The sequence below is a fragment of the Streptosporangium sp. DT93 genome, assembly GCF_049844535.1.
Classification (GTDB): domain Bacteria; phylum Actinomycetota; class Actinomycetes; order Streptosporangiales; family Streptosporangiaceae; genus Streptosporangium.
This window is the reverse complement of sequence record NZ_JBNCLF010000004.1, coordinates 143,745-160,231: the sequence shown is the minus strand read 5'-3', so window position 1 is coordinate 160,231 and position 16,487 is coordinate 143,745. Positions and strand designations below refer to the sequence as shown.

Sequence of the window (16,487 nt, the reverse complement as noted above, 5' to 3'; positions counted from 1 at the left end):
GTCGAGCGGCGTGGCCGCCTGTTCGCTGTAGCTAAACATATTTCATAACAAGAGTCTTTGTGCGTCAAAAGGGAGTCGGAATGGCAGACGGTGATGCCCGGGAGCGGTCCGCGACGCCTTCGGAGTTCCCGAGGTCCCCGGGAGTCTCCGAGGCCCCGGGTTCTCCGGGGCCTTCGGACGCGTACGGTCCGCCGGAGTTGCTGAGCGACGTCCCGGGGTCCTTTCCCTGGCGGGTGCTGCACGAACGGCACCCCTCCCTGATCGAGAGGGTCCGCGGCGCCACCCCGTACGACACCCGCGTGAACCGGGCACTGGACGCGCTTCTTGAGGAGATCGAGGGGGTCATGAGGCCGCCGGCGGCCTCCGCGCACGACCGCGACCTCTGGGAGAGCTGGGACCGCGGCCACCTCGGGCGGCGCTGGGACGAGGTGCCGTTCCTGTGGGCGGAGAGCTACTTCTTCCGCAGGCTGCTGTCGGCGGTCGGCTACTTCGAGCCGGGGCCCTGGCGCGGCGTCGACCCGTTCGAGCCCTTCAAGCAGGCCGAGCTGCTGGGCGAGGGCGTCGACGAGGAGTTGCGCGAGCTCGACGCGCTGGACGGCGTGCCCGCGGGCGACCGGGCCCAGGCGCTGCTCCTCAGGGCGCTGTGGGGCAACCGGGCCGACCTGGTCTTCCGGATCTCGGCCGGACCGGAGCTCGCCGACCGCGAGGCCGGGCTGGTGGCCGACGACAGCGCGCTGCTGTGGTCGCTGACCGCCGCCGCGCGGGTCTGCCTGGTCGCCGACAACGCCGGGCCCGAGCTGCTGCCCGACCTCGTCCTGATCGACCACCTGCTGCACGTCCGCGGGACGGGGCAGGTCGTCCTGCACGTCAAGCCCCTGCCGTACTACGTGTCCGATGCCACCGTGACCGACGTCCTGGCCTGCCTGCGGCGCATGGCGGACGCGGGCGGCGAGGCGGGGCGGGTCGCGGGGAGGCTGCGGGCGGCGATCGGTTCTGACCGGCTGGTGCTGCGGGCGCACGCCTTCTCCTGCGCGCCGCTGCCGTACCGCGAGATGCCGGTCGGGATGCGCGACGACTTCGCGTCCGCGTCGCTGACGATCATGAAGGGTGACCTGAACTACCGCCGTCTCGTCGGCGACCGGGCCTGGCCGCACACCACGCCCTTCGCCGAGGCCACCGCGTACTTCCCCGGCCCGGTCGCGGCGCTGCGCACCCTGAAGTCCGAGGTCGCGGTCGGCCTGACCGGCGAGACGGTCGAGGCGCTGGAGCGCGCGGGCCGCCCCTGGCTGACCACCGGCACCCACGCGCTGATCCAGGCCAGGGCCTGAGCGCCGGCCGGAGGGGGCACCGGTCACCGGTGTCCCGCCCGGCCGGGCCTCGCGGCGCTCGGCGCGGGGATCACGGGCCCCGGCCCGGGGGTCACGGGAGGGCTCAGCCCGCGGACTGCGGGATGATCGGCCCCTCGCTCGCCTGGACGAGCACGAAGCCCTGCCCGCGGAACGCGAGCTGCGCGGCCTCGCCGCTCCCGCGCCCGATGAGCGCCGCCACCTTCACGGTGCGGTTCACGCCCACCTGGAGCCCGGCGCTCCAGCAGACCGCGGACTGGCTGTCGGCGAAGGTCGGCGCCTGGGCGGTGTCGAGCAGCACCGGGGCGCCGTGCGCGGTGACGGCCACCCAGCCGGTTCCGGTGATCGTGGTGTTGAACAGGCCGCCGGTGGCGACGCCCGCGCCCTGCACGCGCTGGATGTCCCAGGTGAGCTGCGGGTCGAAGGCGAGCAGGTTGGTGCCGTTGACGGTGAGCGCCTCGTTCTCCAGGTAGAACAGGTGCACGTCGTCGGCGTTGGAGGCGATGAAGATCACACCCCGGCCGCGGACGCGCATCAGCGGCGCGCCCTCGCCGGTGACCATCTTCTTCAGGAACCGGCCGACCCCTCCGGAGCCCTCGTAGTCGAAGTCCATCTGCCCCTGGAAGGCGACCATCGACCCCTGACGGGCCATCACCTCCCCGTTCAGGGCCACCCGCAGCATCTTGGCGTTCTGCAGCGTGAAGTGGCCGGGCAGGTGGCCCTGTTCGAGATTTCCGAAGAACGAGCTTCGCACGGGTGATGCCTCTCGGTGTCGGGGACGTCGCACCCTGAACGACGAATCCGGCCCCGGGGGAGTTCCCGGGGTGCCGGGACGCGGTGGGGGAGCGAGCGCGACGCGCGGGGTGGGCGCATGGTTGTTACCATCGGCCGATGTCCTGCGCCGGGGAACCGGTGCCACGACACCGGGGAGCCGGGGGAGAACGTGGGAGAGCGTCCGTACGTGCTGCTGAGCTGCGCGATGTCCGTCGACGGCTACATCGACGACGGCTCGCCGCGCCGGCTCCTGCTCTCCAACGACGAGGACTTCGACCGGGTCGACGCGGTCCGCGCGACCTGCGACGCGATCCTGGTCGGGGCGGGCACCGTACGCGGTGACGACCCCCGGCTCCTGGTCCGGTCGCCCGGGCGCAGGCGGAAGCGGGCCGCGCGGGGCCTGCCGCCGTCACCGGCCAAGGTGACGCTGACCGCCACTGGTGATCTCGACCCGGCCGCCGCGTTCTTCACGGCCGGTGACACGAGCAGGATCGTGTACGCCGCCTCCCCGGCCGTGGCGGGGCTCACCGCCCGTCTCGGCGACGCGGCCGAGGTGGTCGACGCGGGCGGCGTGAACGGCGTGGCCGACGCGGGCGGCACGGGCGGCACGGGCGGCACGGGCGGTGCGGCCGATGTGACTGACGCGGCCGAGGTGGGGGGCGCGGGTGCCGTGGGAGGGGTGGGCGGCGCGGGCGCGATCGGGCTCGGCGGGGTCCTCGCCGATCTGCACGGGCGGGGGGTGCGCCGCCTGATGGTCGAGGGCGGCACCTCGGTTCACACCCGTTTCCTCCGGGAGGACCTCGTCGACGAGCTGCACCTCGTCGTCGCCCCGTTCTTCGTCGGCGACCCCGCGGCCCCGCGTTTCGTCGGGGACGGGGACTTCCCCCGCCACGACCGCCGCCGGATGCGGCTGGCGGAGGTACGCGCCATGGGGGACGTCACCCTGTTGCGTTACCTGCTGACCTGACCGCCGCGCACCCGGGAGGGGAACCGATCTCCTCCCGGTGCCGAAACCCGGGATCCCCGCCGGAGACGCCGGGGTCCCCGTACCGGAGGTGTCCGATGGACGACCGCGACTGGCTGGAGCTGGCGTGCGACCTGGCGAGGTCGTGCCCGCCGTCGGAGACGGCCTTCTCGGTGGGGGCCGTGGTGGTCTCCGCCGACGGGCGGGAGCTCGCCAGGGGTCACTCCCGGGAGACCGACCCGCACGTGCACGCCGAGGAGGCCGCGCTCGCGAAGATCGCCCCCGGCGATCCCCGGCTGGCCGGCGCCACGGTCTACAGCAGCCTGGAGCCGTGCAGCGCGCGCAGGTCGCGTCCGAGGACCTGTACCCGCCTGATCCTGGAGAGCGGCGCGAGCCGGGTGGTGATGGCGTGGCGCGAGCCCCTGCTCTTCGTCGACTGCCACGGCGCCGAGGAGCTCGCGGCGGCCGGGGTGACGGTGCTGGAGATCCCCGAACTGGCGGAACGCGCCCGCGAGCCCAACGCCCATCTCGTCACCGGCTGACCGCCTCCGGGGAGACCGCTCGGTCTTGGGAGGGCCGCCCGTTCCGGAGCGGTACGTACCCGGCCGAAGCACAGGCAATCGCCAAAATAGTTACTTATAGTGACAAAATTGGGCGCTTAATGCCCTTAACTGCCTCTATATGCGATTTTTCAGTTTGAAGACCGCAGCGCTCGGTAGTCAGTAGGTATCGAGCGAGAGGCCGGCGCCATGAGATTTCCCGGTGTAGAGGCGATCTTCCGCGTTCCGCCGCCCGCCTCCGCAGACGACGCGGAGACGGGCCCGCGGTGAGCGGCACCGTTCTCGTCGCCCGCCTGGACAACGCCGGAGAGGTCCTCCTCGCGGGGCCCGCGATCCGGGCGGTGGCGGCGGGCGCGGACGAGGTCGTGCTGCTGGCCGGGCCCTACGGGCGGGACGCGGGCGAGTTGCTACCCGGCGTCTCGCGGACGGTGGAGTGGCGCGCTCCGTGGATCGAGCCCGGCGCGTCGCCCACGAGCGCGTCGTCCGGGACGTTTTCCGGGACGTTTTCCGGGACGACGTCCGGGACGGTGGTGTCAGGGGCGGCGGCGTCCGTGGGCGCGTCGCCCGTGATCGTGCCTCCCGTGACCGGGCCGCACGTGCTGAGGCTGCTGCGCATCGTCCGGGACGTGGCCCCCGACCAGGCGCTGATCCTCACCTCGGCCCACGAGTCCCCGCTGCCGCTGGCCTTGCTGCTGAGGCTGGCGGGCGCGTTCAGGATCACCGCGGCCTCCCCGGACCAGGCCGGCTCCCTGCTCGACGTACGGTACGTCGCCGACGAGGGCACCGATCCGCCCGAGGCCGAACGCATGCTGGGACTGGCCCGGTCGGCGGGCTTCGACCTCCCCCCGCGCGACGACGGGCGCCTCGCCGTGCGGCGCCCGCTCCCGGAGACCGACCACCTCACCGGGCCCGCGGGGTACGTGGTCGTCCACCCCGGCGTCTCCTGCTCCGCCAGGGCGTGGTCGCTGGAGAGCTGGTCCCGTACCGTCCAGGACCTCGCGCGCTCGGGGCGGAGGGTGGTGGTGACCGGTGGCGCCGACGAGCGCGTGCTCACCGCCCGGATCGCCTCCGGCGCGGGCCAGCACGGCCTGTCGCCCGGCCCGGTGTTCGCGGGCGGCTGGATGGGAGGCGGTCCCTGGGACGCGGGTGAGGGGGGACGGGAGCGGGACGAGGCCGCCCGCAGCGGCGGCTGGGCCGGCCGGCACGCCGGGGGAGGGGTGGAGGGCTGGATCGACGGCTGGACCGACGGCGAGCTCATCGCGTCGGACCGTACGGCCGGTGCGGGCGCCCCGGTGCCGGCGGGCGGATGGCCGGGCGGGACCACGGGGAGATCCGTGACCGACCTGGGAGGTCGTACGACCTTCGCCGAGCTCGCCTCGGTGCTCGCCGGGGCGTGCGCCGTGGTCGCCGCCGACACCGGCCCCGCCCACCTCGCGGCGGCGGTCGGCACGCCGGTCGTCAGCCTGTTCTCCCCCGTGGCCCCGGCGCGTCGCTGGGCGCCGTACGGGATCCCGGTGGTGATCCTCGGGGACCAGCACGCACCCTGCCGGGGGACCCGCGCCGGCACCTGCCCGGTTCCCGGCCATCCGTGCCTGTCCTCGGTGGCGAGCGCGCAGGTCGTCGAGGCGGTCGACCGCCTGACGTTCGCGAGGGAGAGCGTGACCTGAGGTGTGAGGGAGAGCGTGATCTGGCGTACGTGAAGGAGAGCGTGACCTGAGGTGTGAAGGAGAGCGTGATCTGACGTGCGTGAAGGAGAGCGTGACCTGAGGTGCGTGAAGGAGACCGTGGCATGACGTTCACGAAGGAGATCCCGACGATGAAGACCGTGACATGAAGGCCCGGACATGAAGGCCCGGACATGAAGGCCCGGACATGAAGGCCCGGACATGAAGGCCCGGACATGAGCGCCGGCCCCGCGCCGGAACAGGCGGACCCTCTCCCGGCCGCCGCGGGGACGCGCGCGGTGGACGTGACCGCCGCCCCGGCCCCGGAGGACCGGCCGGTCATGGTGGTGCTGCGCGGCCTGGGCCTGGGCGCCCTGCTCACCGCGGTGCCCGCGCTGCGCGCCCTGCGGCGCGCCCATCCCGGGCACCGCGTCGTGCTGGCCGTGCCCTCCGCCCTGGCACCCCTGGTGCCGCTGATCGGCGGCGTGGACGAGGTGTGCGACGTCGCCGGTCCCGGACACGTCCCGCCGCTCGGCCGGGGCGTGGACGTCGCCGTCAACCTGTACGACGGCGGCCCGCACGGGGTCGCCGCGCTGCACCGCACCGGCCCCGCGCGGTTGCTGACCCACGCGCATCCCGCCTTTCCCGCCGTCACCGGGCCGCCCTGGCGGGACGGCGTCCACGAGGTGCGGCGCTGGTGCGACCTGCTCGGCTGGTACGGCATCCCGGCCGACCCGGCGGATCTGGCACTGGAGCACCCGGGCCGTGCCGAGGGGGAGGCCAGGCCGGTCGTCGTGCATCCCGGCGCCGCCTACCCGGCCAGACGCTGGCCGCCGGAACGGTTCGCGCTGGTGGCCGCGGCACTGCGGGAGGACGGGCACGAGGTGGTGGTCACCGGCAGCGCCAGGGAGCGCGATCTCGCCGAACGGGTGGCGCTGCTCGCGCGGCTGCCGTCCTCGTGCGTGCTCGCCGGCCGCACCGGGCCGTCGGAGCTGGCCGCGCTGGTGGCCGGGGCACGCCTGGTGATCTGCGGGGACACCGGGGTGGCCCACCTGGCGACCGCGTTCGCCACCCCGTCGGTGGTGATCTTCGGTCCGGTCCCGCCGGCCCTGTGGGGGCCCCCGGAGACGGGGCCCCACGCCGCGCTCTGGGGCGGGAACGAGGGGGACCCGTACGCCTACCGGCCCGATCCGGGCCTGCTGGAGATCGGTGTCCGGGACGTCCTCGGCGCCGCGGAACGCCTGCTGGAGGTGAGCGTGCGATGAGGGCCCGACGGGTGGTGGTCACCGGCGGCGCCGGATTCCTCGGCTCGCATCTGTGCGAACGCCTCTTCCGCGAGGGGGCGGAGGTGGTCTGCCTGGACAACTTCCTGACCGGCTCGCCGCGCAACGTCGAGCACCTGGCCGGGCCGGACGCCTTCCGGCTGGTCGAGTGCGACCTCACCGATCCCGTGCACGTGCCCGGCGAGGTGGACGTGGTGTTCCACCTCGCCTCGGCGGCCTCGCCCGTCGACTACCTGCGCCATCCCGTCGAGACGCTCAGGGCGGGCAGCCTCGGCACGATGCACGCCCTCGACCTGGCCAGGCTCAAGGGCGCCCGGTTCGTCCTGGCCTCCACCAGCGAGGTGTACGGCGACCCGCTGGAGCATCCGCAGCGGGAGGGCTACTGGGGCAACGTCAACCCGGTCGGACCACGCAGCGTGTACGACGAGGCCAAGCGCTTCTCCGAGTCGCTGACCACCGCCTACCGGGGCTCGTACGGGACCGACACCGCGATCGTGCGGATCTTCAACACCTACGGGCCCCGGATGCGGCCCTGCGACGGCCGGGCCGTTCCCACCTTCGTCAGCCAGGCGCTGCGCGGCGAACCGATCACCGTCGCGGGGAACGGCGGGCAGACCAGGTCGCTCTGCTACGTGGACGACACCGTGGAGGGGATCCTCGCCCTGGCGCGGGGGGAGTTCGCCGGTCCGGTCAACATCGGGAACCCGACGGAGCTGACCGTGCTCGCCCTGGCCGAGACCGTCCGCCACCTGGTCGGCTCGGAGTCGCCGATCCGGTTCGTGGGCCGCCCGCTCGACGACCCGGAGGTCCGCCGCCCCGACGTCTCCCTGGCCGCCTCCGTGCTGGGATGGCGGCCGAGGGTCGAGGTCATCGAGGGCCTGCGCCGTACCATCGCCTGGTTCACGCGGGAGCTCAGCGAGTCCGGAGAGCTGATCCCCCGCTGACGCGGCCCGGAACCGCGAGGGTTCCGGGCCGCGACGGCCGTGACGGAGGTTCCTTGACGGAGGTTCCGGGACGTGACGGATGGCGTGACGGGGGTCGCGTCGACGGGGACGGTGGTCAGGCCGGGCCGTGGGCGTCGGCGCGGACGAGGCGCAGGAACGCCTTCAGGCCGGTGATGACCTCGTGGTTGTCGGTGAGGCCGTCCACGGTGTCCTCGAAACGCCGGGCGAGCCCGGTGATCCGGCGCTCCAGGGCCTCGTCGCCGTCGCGCAGGGCGGCGCGGAGCAAGTCGGCGTCCTCCCTGAGCCGCTCGGTGGTCTCGGTCAGCGCGGTCACCTGGACGGTCAGGACGTCCACCCTGGCCACGAGCGAGACGACGTCCTCGCGGGGATGGCGGGCCTCGCTCATCAGCGTGCCGACCCGCTCGCGCAGGTGCGACAGGTAGGCGCCCGCCGGGCGGAAGGCCGTGCTCAGCAGGTAGAAACCGGCGAAGTAGTAGCCCACCGTGGCGCCGGAGAAGTAGGTGATGACCGCCAGGAGCAGCGCCGAGACGATGTGGCCGCCGACGGCGAACCGGCGCATCCGCCGGGCGATCTCCCGCGCCTCCGCCTCGTGTCCCGCGGGCACCTCGATGCCGCGTTCCCGGGACACGTGGATCTCGTGCACCACCTGTCGTGCCCCGAAGTAGAGGTTCCACGGCAGGGTGAGGATCACGATCAGCCAGATCAGGCTGACCGCGCCGAGTCCCAGGGACAGGAGCGTGGAGAGCGGGACGTCGGCGTACACGAGCAGCCACGCCGCGACCACCGTGCCGACGAGCGCGACCAGGAAAATCCACCATTTCATGATCTGACCTTCTCGAAGATCGCAAAGCTCCGGGAGGGGCGGGGAACTCATCCGCGCCTGAGCACTCCTACTCAGATCGGCCCGCGCCGTCCGACCTCCAGACGACCTCGCCGTCCACCCTGCCGGCGGTCGGTGCCAGGCCCGCGCGGCGCGCCACCGCCGCCGAGGCGGCATGGTCGGGGTGGACGGTGGCGACGACGGTGGTGACGCCGCGTTCCCGGAGCCGGCCGACGAGCGCGACGGCGGCCTCACCGGCGATGCCCCGGCCCTGCCAGGGCGTTCCCACCACCCAGGCCACGACCGCGCGGTCACGGATGACGGTCGCCTGGACATAGCCGACCAGCCGGCCCGGCTCCCCGAGGCGGATCACCCAGTTGAGCCACGACTCCGCGTGCCCGGACGGCGGACCGGCGACCAGGCGGGCGTAGCGGTCACGAAGCCCCTCGGGGGTGTCCGGCGAGCCGCCGACGAAGGTGTGCAGGGCGGGGTCGCCGAGTACGCCGGCCATCTCGGCCGCGTGGCGCACCGCCAGGGGTTCCAGCGTGAGCCGGGCGGTCCTCATCGGTTCGGCGTCCATGGTCGGACGAGTGTCCCACGGACGCCGCCGGACGGTCCCACGCCGGGGCCCGGGACGGCGTCGGGCCGTTCCGGGGGTCAGACGGTGGTGATGGACCGGTCGACGCTGCCCGGTGCCAGGACGTGCTCGATGACCATGACCGCGGCGCCGATCATGCCCGCCCGGTCGCCCAGCTCGCTGGCGGTGATCGTCAGGTGCTGGGTGGCCAGCGGCAGCGACCGGCTGTAGATGACCTCGCGCAGGCCCGCGAGGACCTGTTCCCCCGCCTCGGAGATGTCGCCGCCCACCACGATCACCGCGGGGTTGAAGAAGTTGACGATCGAGGCGAGCACGTCGCCGACCTCGCGGCCCGCCTGCCTGATGAGCTGGACCGCCTGGGTGTTGCCGACCCGCACCAGGCCGACCACGTCGCGGCTGTCCTCGGCCGCCACCCCCTCCGCGCGGAGCCGCGCGGCCATGGCGGCACCGCCCGCGACGGCCTCCAGGCAGCCGAGGTTGCCGCAGCGGCAGACGGTGTCGAGCCCCGAGGCCACCCGGATGTGGCCGATGTCGCCGGCCGCGCCCTGGGCGCCCCGGTGCAGGCGGCGGTCGCTGATGATGCCGCAGCCGATGCCGGTGCCGATCTTTATGAAGATGAGGTGGTCGGCCTCGGGGCGGGCCGCCCAGTGCTCGCCGAGCGCCATGATGTTCACGTCGTTGTCGACGAGGACGGGGACGCCGAGGCGCGAACCGAGCCACTCCGGGACGGGAAAACCGTCCCAGCCCGGCATTATCGGCGGGTTGACCGGGCGTCCCGAACCGTACTCGACCGGGCCCGGGAGGCCGACGCCGACGCCGCAGACCTGGTCGAGGCGGTAGCCGCTCTCGGCGAGCATGTCCTCGAAGGTGTGCTGCAGCGAGCCGAGGGTCTCCTCGGGTCCCAGGTCGATCGGCATCTCGATCGCGCGCTCGGCCAGGACGGCGGTACCGAGGTCGGTGATCGCGACCCGGGCGTGGGTGGCGCCCAGGTCGGCGGCCAGGACGACGCGGGCGGTGCGGTTGAACGTGAAGGCGATGGCGGGCCGGCCCCCGGAGGAGATGGCCTCCTCGGTCGGCACGATCCACTGCAGGGTCACCAGCGCGTCGAGCCGCTGGGCGAGGGTGGACCTGGCCAGCCCGGTCAACTGCACCAGCTCGGCCCTCGTCCGGGCCCGGCCGTCGCGCAGGATGCTCAGAAGCGCTCCGGCCCCGGCTATCGAGCCGTTCGCGTCGTTGATCATGCGCACAGTCAACACTCCTCGTCTCACCGCCGAAGGACTTACGCCCGCCGACAGGTCCATTATGCCCAGCGGAGATGGACTTTTGACGACCGTCGACGTAAGACGTGTGATGTGTGACGTGTGGCGTGTGAGCCGCCCGGGAGTTCTCGGGCCGCCGGGCTTTCCGGATGCCGGGTTCAGGGCGCCCCGCTTCCGTCCGCGAGGCCCGGCGCGCGCCGGGGACGGCGGAAGAACGCGGCCACCGCGTAGGGGTCGACGGGGTCGGTGAGCAGGGCGAGCATCTCCCCCCGCCGTTCCCGGTCGACCTTGAAGGGGTGGCCGAACACGTGCGGGCCCCCACCGTCGCTCAGCACCCTGGTCAGCATCAGGTCCCCGGGCAGCGCCTGCCCGGGGAGCAGCTCGTCGGTCAGCGTCACCCGTTCCCCGTCGTCGGCGGTCCCGTCGGAGACGCCACCCTCGGAGACGCCGCCCTCGGAGAGGGCGGCCACGGTGAGTTCGTCCCCGGACACGTCCAGGACCTCCCACAGCCGCAGCGGCGTCCGCCGCCAGGACTCCAGCAGCTCCACCTCGTCCTCGCGCAGCCAGTCGCCCCGCGCGGCCAGGAACTCGCCGACGACGTCGTTCTCGAACAACGCCAGGTCCGCCAGGGCGGGCTCGGCCACCCGGACGCTCAGCCCGATCAGGTCCTCGATCAGCCGCCTGCGGGCCGGACGGTAGGCGTACACGAGCAACTGGCGGAACAGGTGCGCGGCCCGCTCGGGCAGCGGGGCGCCGGGGTCGGTGCGGCACGCGGCGTACTCGGCCGCGTCGCCCTCGGCCGGCGCCAGGCCGGGGGAGAGGGAGAGCACCTCGGAGATCAGCCCGGCCGCCTCGAACGAGCGGCCCTCGCCCTCGGCCGACCGCGCGAGGAGCAGCAGCGCGGCCGGCTCGTCGCGGGGCAGCGCCTCGGCCACGGCAGGGGCGAGCGGTTCGCGCTCCACCTCGTCGGCGATCCTGGCGAGCACCGTCTCCGACCGGGACAGGTAGGCGACGGCCTTGGACAGGCCGGTGCCCTCGCCGTGGGCGCGCAGCGCGCTGCGCACCAGGGCCAGCCTGACGATGTCCGGCGGCGCGAGGTCCGCGACCGACGCCACGTCCCACGGCGCGCCGACGATGCCCACGCGGCCGTCGCGCACCTCCAGCGAGGCGTTGCGCAGCAGCGGGGCCAGCGGCGGCAGCGGGTCGGCGAAGGTCTCGGGTGCCTTCGTCAGCAATTCCAGGACCACGACGTCGACGGGTACGCCGGGGCTGGGCTCCAGCCCCTCGGCGAAGGCGCGCAGCGCGTCGAGCGCCTGCTCGCCGAACTCCTGGACGACCCGCATCGCCCGTTCGGCCGGGACGTCCTCCAGGTCGGCCACCGACAGCTCCAGGGCGCCCCCGCGCAGGCGCAGCGCGACCACCTGGCCGGGCTCCACCCCGGCCAGCCAGCCGCCGGGCCCGGTCAGCACGGGTTCGCCGGTGTCCATCGAGGTCCGGACCCGGCCGCCGCCGGCCAGGGGAACCCCGTCGCCGTCGGCCAGCCGCGCCCACAGCCTCAGGTCGTCGGAGGCGGGCAGCACCTCGCCCGACAGTTCGGCCCGGGTGACGAGGTGCGTCAGCACCGTGCCCTCGCTCAGCGTCAGAAGCTCGCTCATCCCCTCATTGTTCTCGACGTCCCGGCATGGCGGCGCCGCCCTCCCCCCTTTCGGATCCCGTGCGATCCGAGAAGGGGGGAGGGCGGCCGGGGGGTGCGGCCCGGGGGCCGTGGGACCGCCGGGACCGGTCCGGAGGTGGTTCTCGGGTCCGGGGCCGGTTCCGGCGGGGGTGCGGTGGCCGGTGCTTCTCAGGGCTCCGGCCGGTGTCCCTCAGGACCCCGGCCGGGGCCTTCGTGCTACGGCCTGGTCAGGCCGAGGGTGTAGGAGCCGGAGCCGCTGTAGGCGTGCACCCGCACCCGGTAGGTGCCGGCGGTGCCGCTGTAGGTGAACGCCTCGTCGGCGCTGGCGCTGGTCCCGCTGGCCACGGTGGTCCAGGTGGAGCCGCTCAGCTTCTGCAGGTAGGCGTCGTAGTCGGTGCCGTTGGGGCCGTCCAGGCAGACGCGGTGGACGCCGGCGGAGGCGCTGTAGCCGGAGGTACCGGGCTGGTAGGCGTTGGCGTTGGAGGTCAGCGAGCCGCTGTAGGTGTTGGTGTAGCCGCTGCAGCCGGTGGGCGGCGGGGTGGTGCCGCCGGTCACCAGGGTGAGCCCGTACACCGAGAGGATCTCGTTGATCGGCTGGTGGTAGGTGGTGCCGCCGGAGGTGCAGTTGCCCGAACCGCCGGAGGTCACGCCCTGGGCCTGGGTGCCGGAGATGTAGGAGCCGCCCGAGTCGCCGGGCTCGGCGCAGACGGTGGTCCGGGTCAGGCCGGTGATGGTGCCCTCGGGGTAGGTGACGCTCGTGTTGTGCTGGCTGATGGTGCCGCAGCGGTACTGGGTGGTGGAGCCGGAGCGGCAGATGGAGCTGCCCACGACCTGCTGGGTGGAGCCGTTGACCGGCAGGTTGCCCGCGCTGTAGCCGTTCACGAAGCCGGTGGGCGTCCAGTTGGCGTTGACCGCGACCCACGCGTAGTCGTTGCCGGGGAAGGAGGAGGCCTGGAAGGTGCCCTGGGCGACCCGGTTGAAGCCCTGGGTGGCGGTGCCGGCGGTGCCGCAGTGGCCGGCGGTGGCGAAGCCGCCCTGGGTGCCGCGGGTGACCGAGAAGCCGACCGAGCAGCGGCCGCCCATGTAGTAGGCGTCACCGCCGCGGACGTCGTACAGCGCGGTGGGGCTCTCCTGGGAGGCCTCGACGCGGACCAGCGAGGCGTCGACGCCGCTGCCGTTCACGAACGCCTGGGCCTCGGCGGTGTCGCGCGCCAGCACGACGACGCTGTTGGTGCGCACGTCGACGTACCAGGAGGGGACGGACTTCGGCGCGCTGCCCTGGAGACCGTCGAGGGTGGCCTTGGCGGCCTCCAGCGTGGCCAGGGAGTTCTTGAAGAGCTTGACCTCCGCGCCGGACCTGGCGAGGGAGGCGACCTTGGTGGAGTCGCTGGTGGCGACGACCATCTCCGAGGTGGGGCCGTTCACCCACGCTCCGGCGTAGGCGGCGCCGAGCTGTCCCCGCAGGGCGGGCTCGATCTTGGCGGCGGCGGCCTCGTTGACGAGACGCGTCGCGGCCTGCGCGCCGGTGCCACCGAGGTCGCGCCGGATGGCGTCGATCAACCCCGGGGACGGCTTGCCGGTGGTGGCCGCCACCTGGGCGCGGGCCTCGGCGAGGGTGTAGGGGGCGGCGGGGGCCTCACCGGGGCCCTGAGCCATGGCGGGGGCTGCCACCATGGTGAGGGCGAGCGCGAAGCCCGCCGTCATGGCACTTCTGCGGAGCATTGGTTCTCTCCTCGTGTGGGGGGTGACGTCACGGTAACGGCCCGTCCACACGCCATGGCTCTACCAAATGTCCCCTATCGTCACGTTATGGGGTGGTGCCCAGACCGGGGTTTCCGGTCAGCCATTCTGCGTACCTTCTGCTCCGCCCGACCGCGTCGGAATGCGCGGCCTTGGCGTGCTCGATGATCGACGCCGCGACCGCGGCGCTGGAGGACTCCGGGTGCCAGCCGAGCAGCTGCCGCCAGCGCAGCGGGGCGCCGGCGATCGGTACCAGCCTCAGTCCCTCGGCGGGCTGGAAGGTGGCCTGGCAGAGGGCGGCGGCACGGCCCACCTTGGCGAGGTGCATGCAGGTGGCCACGTCGGTCTCGTAGATGGTCCGGGGGGTGAAGCCCGCGCGTGCGCAGGCCGTGGCGAAGCAGTCGCCGAAGCAGCTGTCGCCCGGGGTGACCGTCCACTGCTCGTCGGCCAGCTCGGCCAGCTCCACCTCTTTCCTGTCCACCAGCGGATGGTCCTCGTTGAGCAGGACGAAGACCGGGTCGGTGCCCACCGTCGACCACACCACCGGCCCCTCCACCGGAGGCGGGCTCTCCCCGCACGCCCCGATGAACGCGAAGTCGATCCGGCCGAGCATCACCATGGTGGTGAGCTCCTTGGCCGACCAGGAGGTGTGGGTGCTGACCGGGGTGTTGGGCCAGGCCGTGGCGAGGCGGTCCATCAGGCCGCCCAGGATCGGCCCGTTGGTGGCGCCCAGCCGGTAGCTGGGGATGTCGGAGTTGGCGTTGGCGAACCGGAGCGCCTCCTCCTGCAGCTCGCGGGCCGCGGGCAGCAGCACCATCGCCCTGGACAGGACCAGTTCCCCCAGGGGGGTGGGACGGGCGCCGTTGTGGTCGCGTTCGAAGAGAGCTCCCCCGAGCACCCGCTCGATCCGTTTGAGCTGCGCGGTCAGCGCGGGTTGTGCCAGTCCGAGATGCGTGGCGGCCTTGGTGACGCTACCCGCCTGGGCCACCGCGCGCACGATCTTGAGGTGTCGGAGCTCGAGATCCATACCGGGAACGTAAGGCCGCAACGTTATGGCCGCAATGCAAAGTTGTCATGAAATATGACTCAATTTTGTCGGATCGTTCCAACGGGGGTTGCGGCCGGGAAAACAGAGTACTTCCGGTTATCCACTTTTGTCTGCTGTGTAGTAAAAAATCCGTTCCGTCCCAGCTGGGAGCGGAATCTGCGGCGCCACTTACCATCGGTTACGGGGGTGTGGGATACATCTCTGTTTCGGTCGGCCCGACGACCCATATCTCAACATGTGAGATCATGGCGCCTTTCTCGGCAGGATCATCCGATCATCCTGCCTGTCGGCCCTGCCCGGGGGTGACGATCCCGTCCAGTTGCGAGGCGAGCGAGGGGGCGCCGGGGCGGTTGTCGATCTCGTCGTGCGGGACGACGGGCGGTTCGTCCACCCTGATGGCCCGCAGGTACTCCTCGAAGCGCCCGAGCTTGCCCGCGTCCCTGGCCAGCCCCCTGGCCTCCAGCCGGGAGCGCAGGGCCGGGCCGTCCGAGCGGACCCAGAGCAGGCGCACCACGGGCCCGCCCAGTCGCTCGACCCAGCGTCCCCAGACGGCCGCGTCGTGCACCTGGGTGGTGAAGGGCCCCTCCAGCAGCACCGGGCAGCCGTACGAGCGGATCTGCCGGGCGACCTCGGTCAGGCCCTCGTACTCGTGGGTCTTGACGTGCTCGTCGTACCAGCGTCCCTCGCGCTCGCCCTCGTCGCGGCCGTGCGCGCGCAGGGTGGCCGCCACGAAACCGCCGTAGACGGTGTCCTTGTCGAGCAGCGCGGGGACCGGGTCCAGCCGTTCCAGCAGCGCCGCCGCCACGGTCGACTTACCGGCCCCCGGCGGTCCGCTCACCACCCACAGCGCCGCCGTCCGGGACGCGCCGGTGCCACCGGGCGCGGCACCCGGGTCACCGGGAGCGCCGGGACCGTCGAAAGCATCGGGAGCGCCGGGAGCCCGTTCCCCGCCCACGTCGTTCTCAGCCCTTCCAGACCTCGGCCACGCTCCCGGCGACGGCGGGCGCCTGGGCGAGCCCGGCCTCGAAGGCCGGGCGCCACAGGGCCGGGTCGAGGACGTCGGCGCCGAACACCGTGATCGCCGCCTCGTCGGGGCCGACGTGCGTGATCCGGGCGTCCCCCAGCTCGGCGACCTCCGCCTCGAAGCGGCTCCTGGGCGAGGCGTGCGCCAGCGGCTCCAGGACGACGACGGCGGAACTGCCCGCGGCCAGGTCGATGTTGCTCGCCGAGCGCACCCCGCCGTCCATGTAGCGGCGTCCGTTGATCTCCACGGGCGGGAACACGCACGGGACCGCGCAGCTGGAGGCGACGGCCAGGACCAGCGACGCCCCGGAGTCGCGGTCCCAGACCACGAACTCGCCGGTCCCGGCGTCGACCGCGGTGATCAGCAGACGGCGCGAGGGCCACTCCTTGACGGGCAGCCGCTCGCCGATCGTCTCGATCCTGGCACCGGTGTCCGGCACGGCCAGGGCCAGCTCGCCCACCCGGCGCCGGGCCTCCTGCGGCTCCAGCGACGGGTCGTACAGGAGGCTGAAGGCGGCCATGACCGCCTCCATGTCCACCGTGGAGGCCGTCGTCGTCTCCGACCGCGCCCGCACGCCGACCGCGGTCTCCAGGTCGGCCTCGGTGGCCACCAGGGCCCCCACCACCGACCCGGCCGACGTCCCGATCACCAGGTCCGCCTCTCCCAGGTCCACGCCCGCCGCGCGCAGGCCCGTGATGACCCCCGCCTCCCAGGCGATGCCCGCCACGCCCCCGCCACCCAGCACCAGTGCTCTCGTCATACGTCCT

General features: G+C 73.2%; 15 protein-coding genes. 6 read left to right on the top strand and 9 right to left on the bottom strand.

The annotated features are described in order from the left end of the window. Positions 1–197 precede the first annotated feature (197 nt). Positions 198–1,328, top strand: a complete 1,131-nt coding sequence (locus ACLQ2R_RS11125; protein WP_425959317.1) for a damage-control phosphatase ARMT1 family protein — start codon at positions 198–200, stop codon at positions 1,326–1,328. A gap of 103 nt (positions 1,329–1,431) precedes the next feature. Here the strand turns inward: ACLQ2R_RS11125 and ACLQ2R_RS11120 are convergent, their stop codons facing one another. Then, positions 1,432–2,100 carry an AIM24 family protein gene (locus ACLQ2R_RS11120; RefSeq protein WP_425959316.1) on the bottom strand — a complete coding sequence of 223 codons (669 nt, stop codon included), beginning with the start codon at positions 2,098–2,100 and terminating at the stop codon, positions 1,432–1,434. 189 nt (positions 2,101–2,289) lie between these two features. Between ACLQ2R_RS11120 and ACLQ2R_RS11115 the strand changes: the two genes are divergently transcribed. From ACLQ2R_RS11115 to ACLQ2R_RS11095, 5 genes are all read left to right on the top strand, one after another. Next, positions 2,290–3,087: a RibD family protein gene (locus ACLQ2R_RS11115; RefSeq protein WP_425959315.1), complete on the top strand. Its 798-nt coding sequence runs from the start codon at positions 2,290–2,292 to the stop codon at positions 3,085–3,087. A gap of 95 nt (positions 3,088–3,182) precedes the next feature. Next, a complete protein-coding gene (locus ACLQ2R_RS11110) occupies positions 3,183–3,626 on the top strand; it encodes a deaminase (protein ID WP_425959314.1) in 444 nt (147 codons plus the stop codon). Positions 3,627–3,910: 284 nt separating this feature from the next. Beyond that, entirely contained in the window at positions 3,911–5,311 is a 1,401-nt protein-coding gene (locus ACLQ2R_RS11105) for a glycosyltransferase family 9 protein (RefSeq protein WP_425959313.1), read from the top strand. Positions 5,312–5,544: 233 nt separating this feature from the next. Continuing rightward, positions 5,545–6,573 carry a glycosyltransferase family 9 protein gene (locus ACLQ2R_RS11100; protein WP_425959312.1) on the top strand — a complete coding sequence of 343 codons (1,029 nt, stop codon included), beginning with the start codon at positions 5,545–5,547 and terminating at the stop codon, positions 6,571–6,573. Further along, entirely contained in the window at positions 6,570–7,535 is a 966-nt protein-coding gene (locus tag ACLQ2R_RS11095; protein ID WP_425959311.1) for a UDP-glucuronic acid decarboxylase family protein, read from the top strand. Before ACLQ2R_RS11100 ends, ACLQ2R_RS11095 begins: the two co-directional genes overlap by 4 nt. Before the next feature lie 115 nt (positions 7,536–7,650). Here ACLQ2R_RS11095 and ACLQ2R_RS11090 read toward each other — a convergent pair whose 3' ends face one another. The 8 genes from ACLQ2R_RS11090 to ACLQ2R_RS11055 form a co-directional block, all read right to left on the bottom strand. Next, positions 7,651–8,379 (bottom strand): hypothetical protein, encoded by a 729-nt coding sequence (locus tag ACLQ2R_RS11090; protein WP_425959310.1) that lies wholly within the window; start codon positions 8,377–8,379, stop codon positions 7,651–7,653. Positions 8,380–8,446: 67 nt separating this feature from the next. Beyond that, positions 8,447–8,956 carry a GNAT family N-acetyltransferase gene (locus tag ACLQ2R_RS11085; protein WP_425959309.1) on the bottom strand — a complete coding sequence of 170 codons (510 nt, stop codon included), beginning with the start codon at positions 8,954–8,956 and terminating at the stop codon, positions 8,447–8,449. A gap of 77 nt (positions 8,957–9,033) precedes the next feature. After that, the gene (locus ACLQ2R_RS11080; RefSeq protein ID WP_425959308.1) at positions 9,034–10,215 is read right to left on the bottom strand and encodes an ROK family protein; all 1,182 of its coding nucleotides are present in this window, start codon (positions 10,213–10,215) and stop codon (positions 9,034–9,036) included. A 176-nt stretch (positions 10,216–10,391) separates the two neighbouring features. After that, a complete protein-coding gene (locus ACLQ2R_RS11075; RefSeq protein ID WP_425959307.1) occupies positions 10,392–11,888 on the bottom strand; it encodes a hypothetical protein in 1,497 nt (498 codons plus the stop codon). A gap of 236 nt (positions 11,889–12,124) precedes the next feature. Next, entirely contained in the window at positions 12,125–13,630 is a 1,506-nt protein-coding gene (locus ACLQ2R_RS11070; protein WP_425959306.1) for a S1 family peptidase, read from the bottom strand. A gap of 85 nt (positions 13,631–13,715) precedes the next feature. Next, on the bottom strand, positions 13,716–14,675 hold the full coding sequence (locus ACLQ2R_RS11065; protein ID WP_425959305.1) for a LysR family transcriptional regulator: 960 nt from the start codon (positions 14,673–14,675) through the stop codon (positions 13,716–13,718). Positions 14,676–14,970: 295 nt separating this feature from the next. After that, positions 14,971–15,651, bottom strand: a complete 681-nt coding sequence (locus ACLQ2R_RS11060; protein ID WP_425959304.1) for an AAA family ATPase — start codon at positions 15,649–15,651, stop codon at positions 14,971–14,973. Positions 15,652–15,658: 7 nt separating this feature from the next. Continuing rightward, positions 15,659–16,480 (bottom strand): patatin-like phospholipase family protein, encoded by an 822-nt coding sequence (locus ACLQ2R_RS11055; RefSeq protein ID WP_425959302.1) that lies wholly within the window; start codon positions 16,478–16,480, stop codon positions 15,659–15,661. Positions 16,481–16,487 lie beyond the last annotated feature (7 nt).

What these genes read in the sequence shown, in the direction of transcription:
- ACLQ2R_RS11095 (WP_425959311.1), top strand. Translation starts at nt 6,570, where the DNA reads ATGAGGGCCCGACGGGTGGTGGTCACCGGCGGCGCCGGATTCCTCGGC.
- ACLQ2R_RS11090 (WP_425959310.1), bottom strand. Translation starts at nt 8,379, where the DNA reads ATGAAATGGTGGATTTTCCTGGTCGCGCTCGTCGGCACGGTGGTCGCG.
- ACLQ2R_RS11100 (WP_425959312.1), top strand. Translation starts at nt 5,545, where the DNA reads ATGAGCGCCGGCCCCGCGCCGGAACAGGCGGACCCTCTCCCGGCCGCC.
- ACLQ2R_RS11075 (WP_425959307.1), bottom strand. Translation starts at nt 11,888, where the DNA reads ATGAGCGAGCTTCTGACGCTGAGCGAGGGCACGGTGCTGACGCACCTC.
- ACLQ2R_RS11080 (WP_425959308.1), bottom strand. Translation starts at nt 10,215, where the DNA reads ATGATCAACGACGCGAACGGCTCGATAGCCGGGGCCGGAGCGCTTCTG.
- ACLQ2R_RS11070 (WP_425959306.1), bottom strand. Translation starts at nt 13,630, where the DNA reads ATGCTCCGCAGAAGTGCCATGACGGCGGGCTTCGCGCTCGCCCTCACC.
- ACLQ2R_RS11065 (WP_425959305.1), bottom strand. Translation starts at nt 14,675, where the DNA reads ATGGATCTCGAGCTCCGACACCTCAAGATCGTGCGCGCGGTGGCCCAG.
- ACLQ2R_RS11110 (WP_425959314.1), top strand. Translation starts at nt 3,183, where the DNA reads ATGGACGACCGCGACTGGCTGGAGCTGGCGTGCGACCTGGCGAGGTCG.
- ACLQ2R_RS11085 (WP_425959309.1), bottom strand. Translation starts at nt 8,956, where the DNA reads ATGGACGCCGAACCGATGAGGACCGCCCGGCTCACGCTGGAACCCCTG.
- ACLQ2R_RS11055 (WP_425959302.1), bottom strand. Translation starts at nt 16,480, where the DNA reads ATGACGAGAGCACTGGTGCTGGGTGGCGGGGGCGTGGCGGGCATCGCC.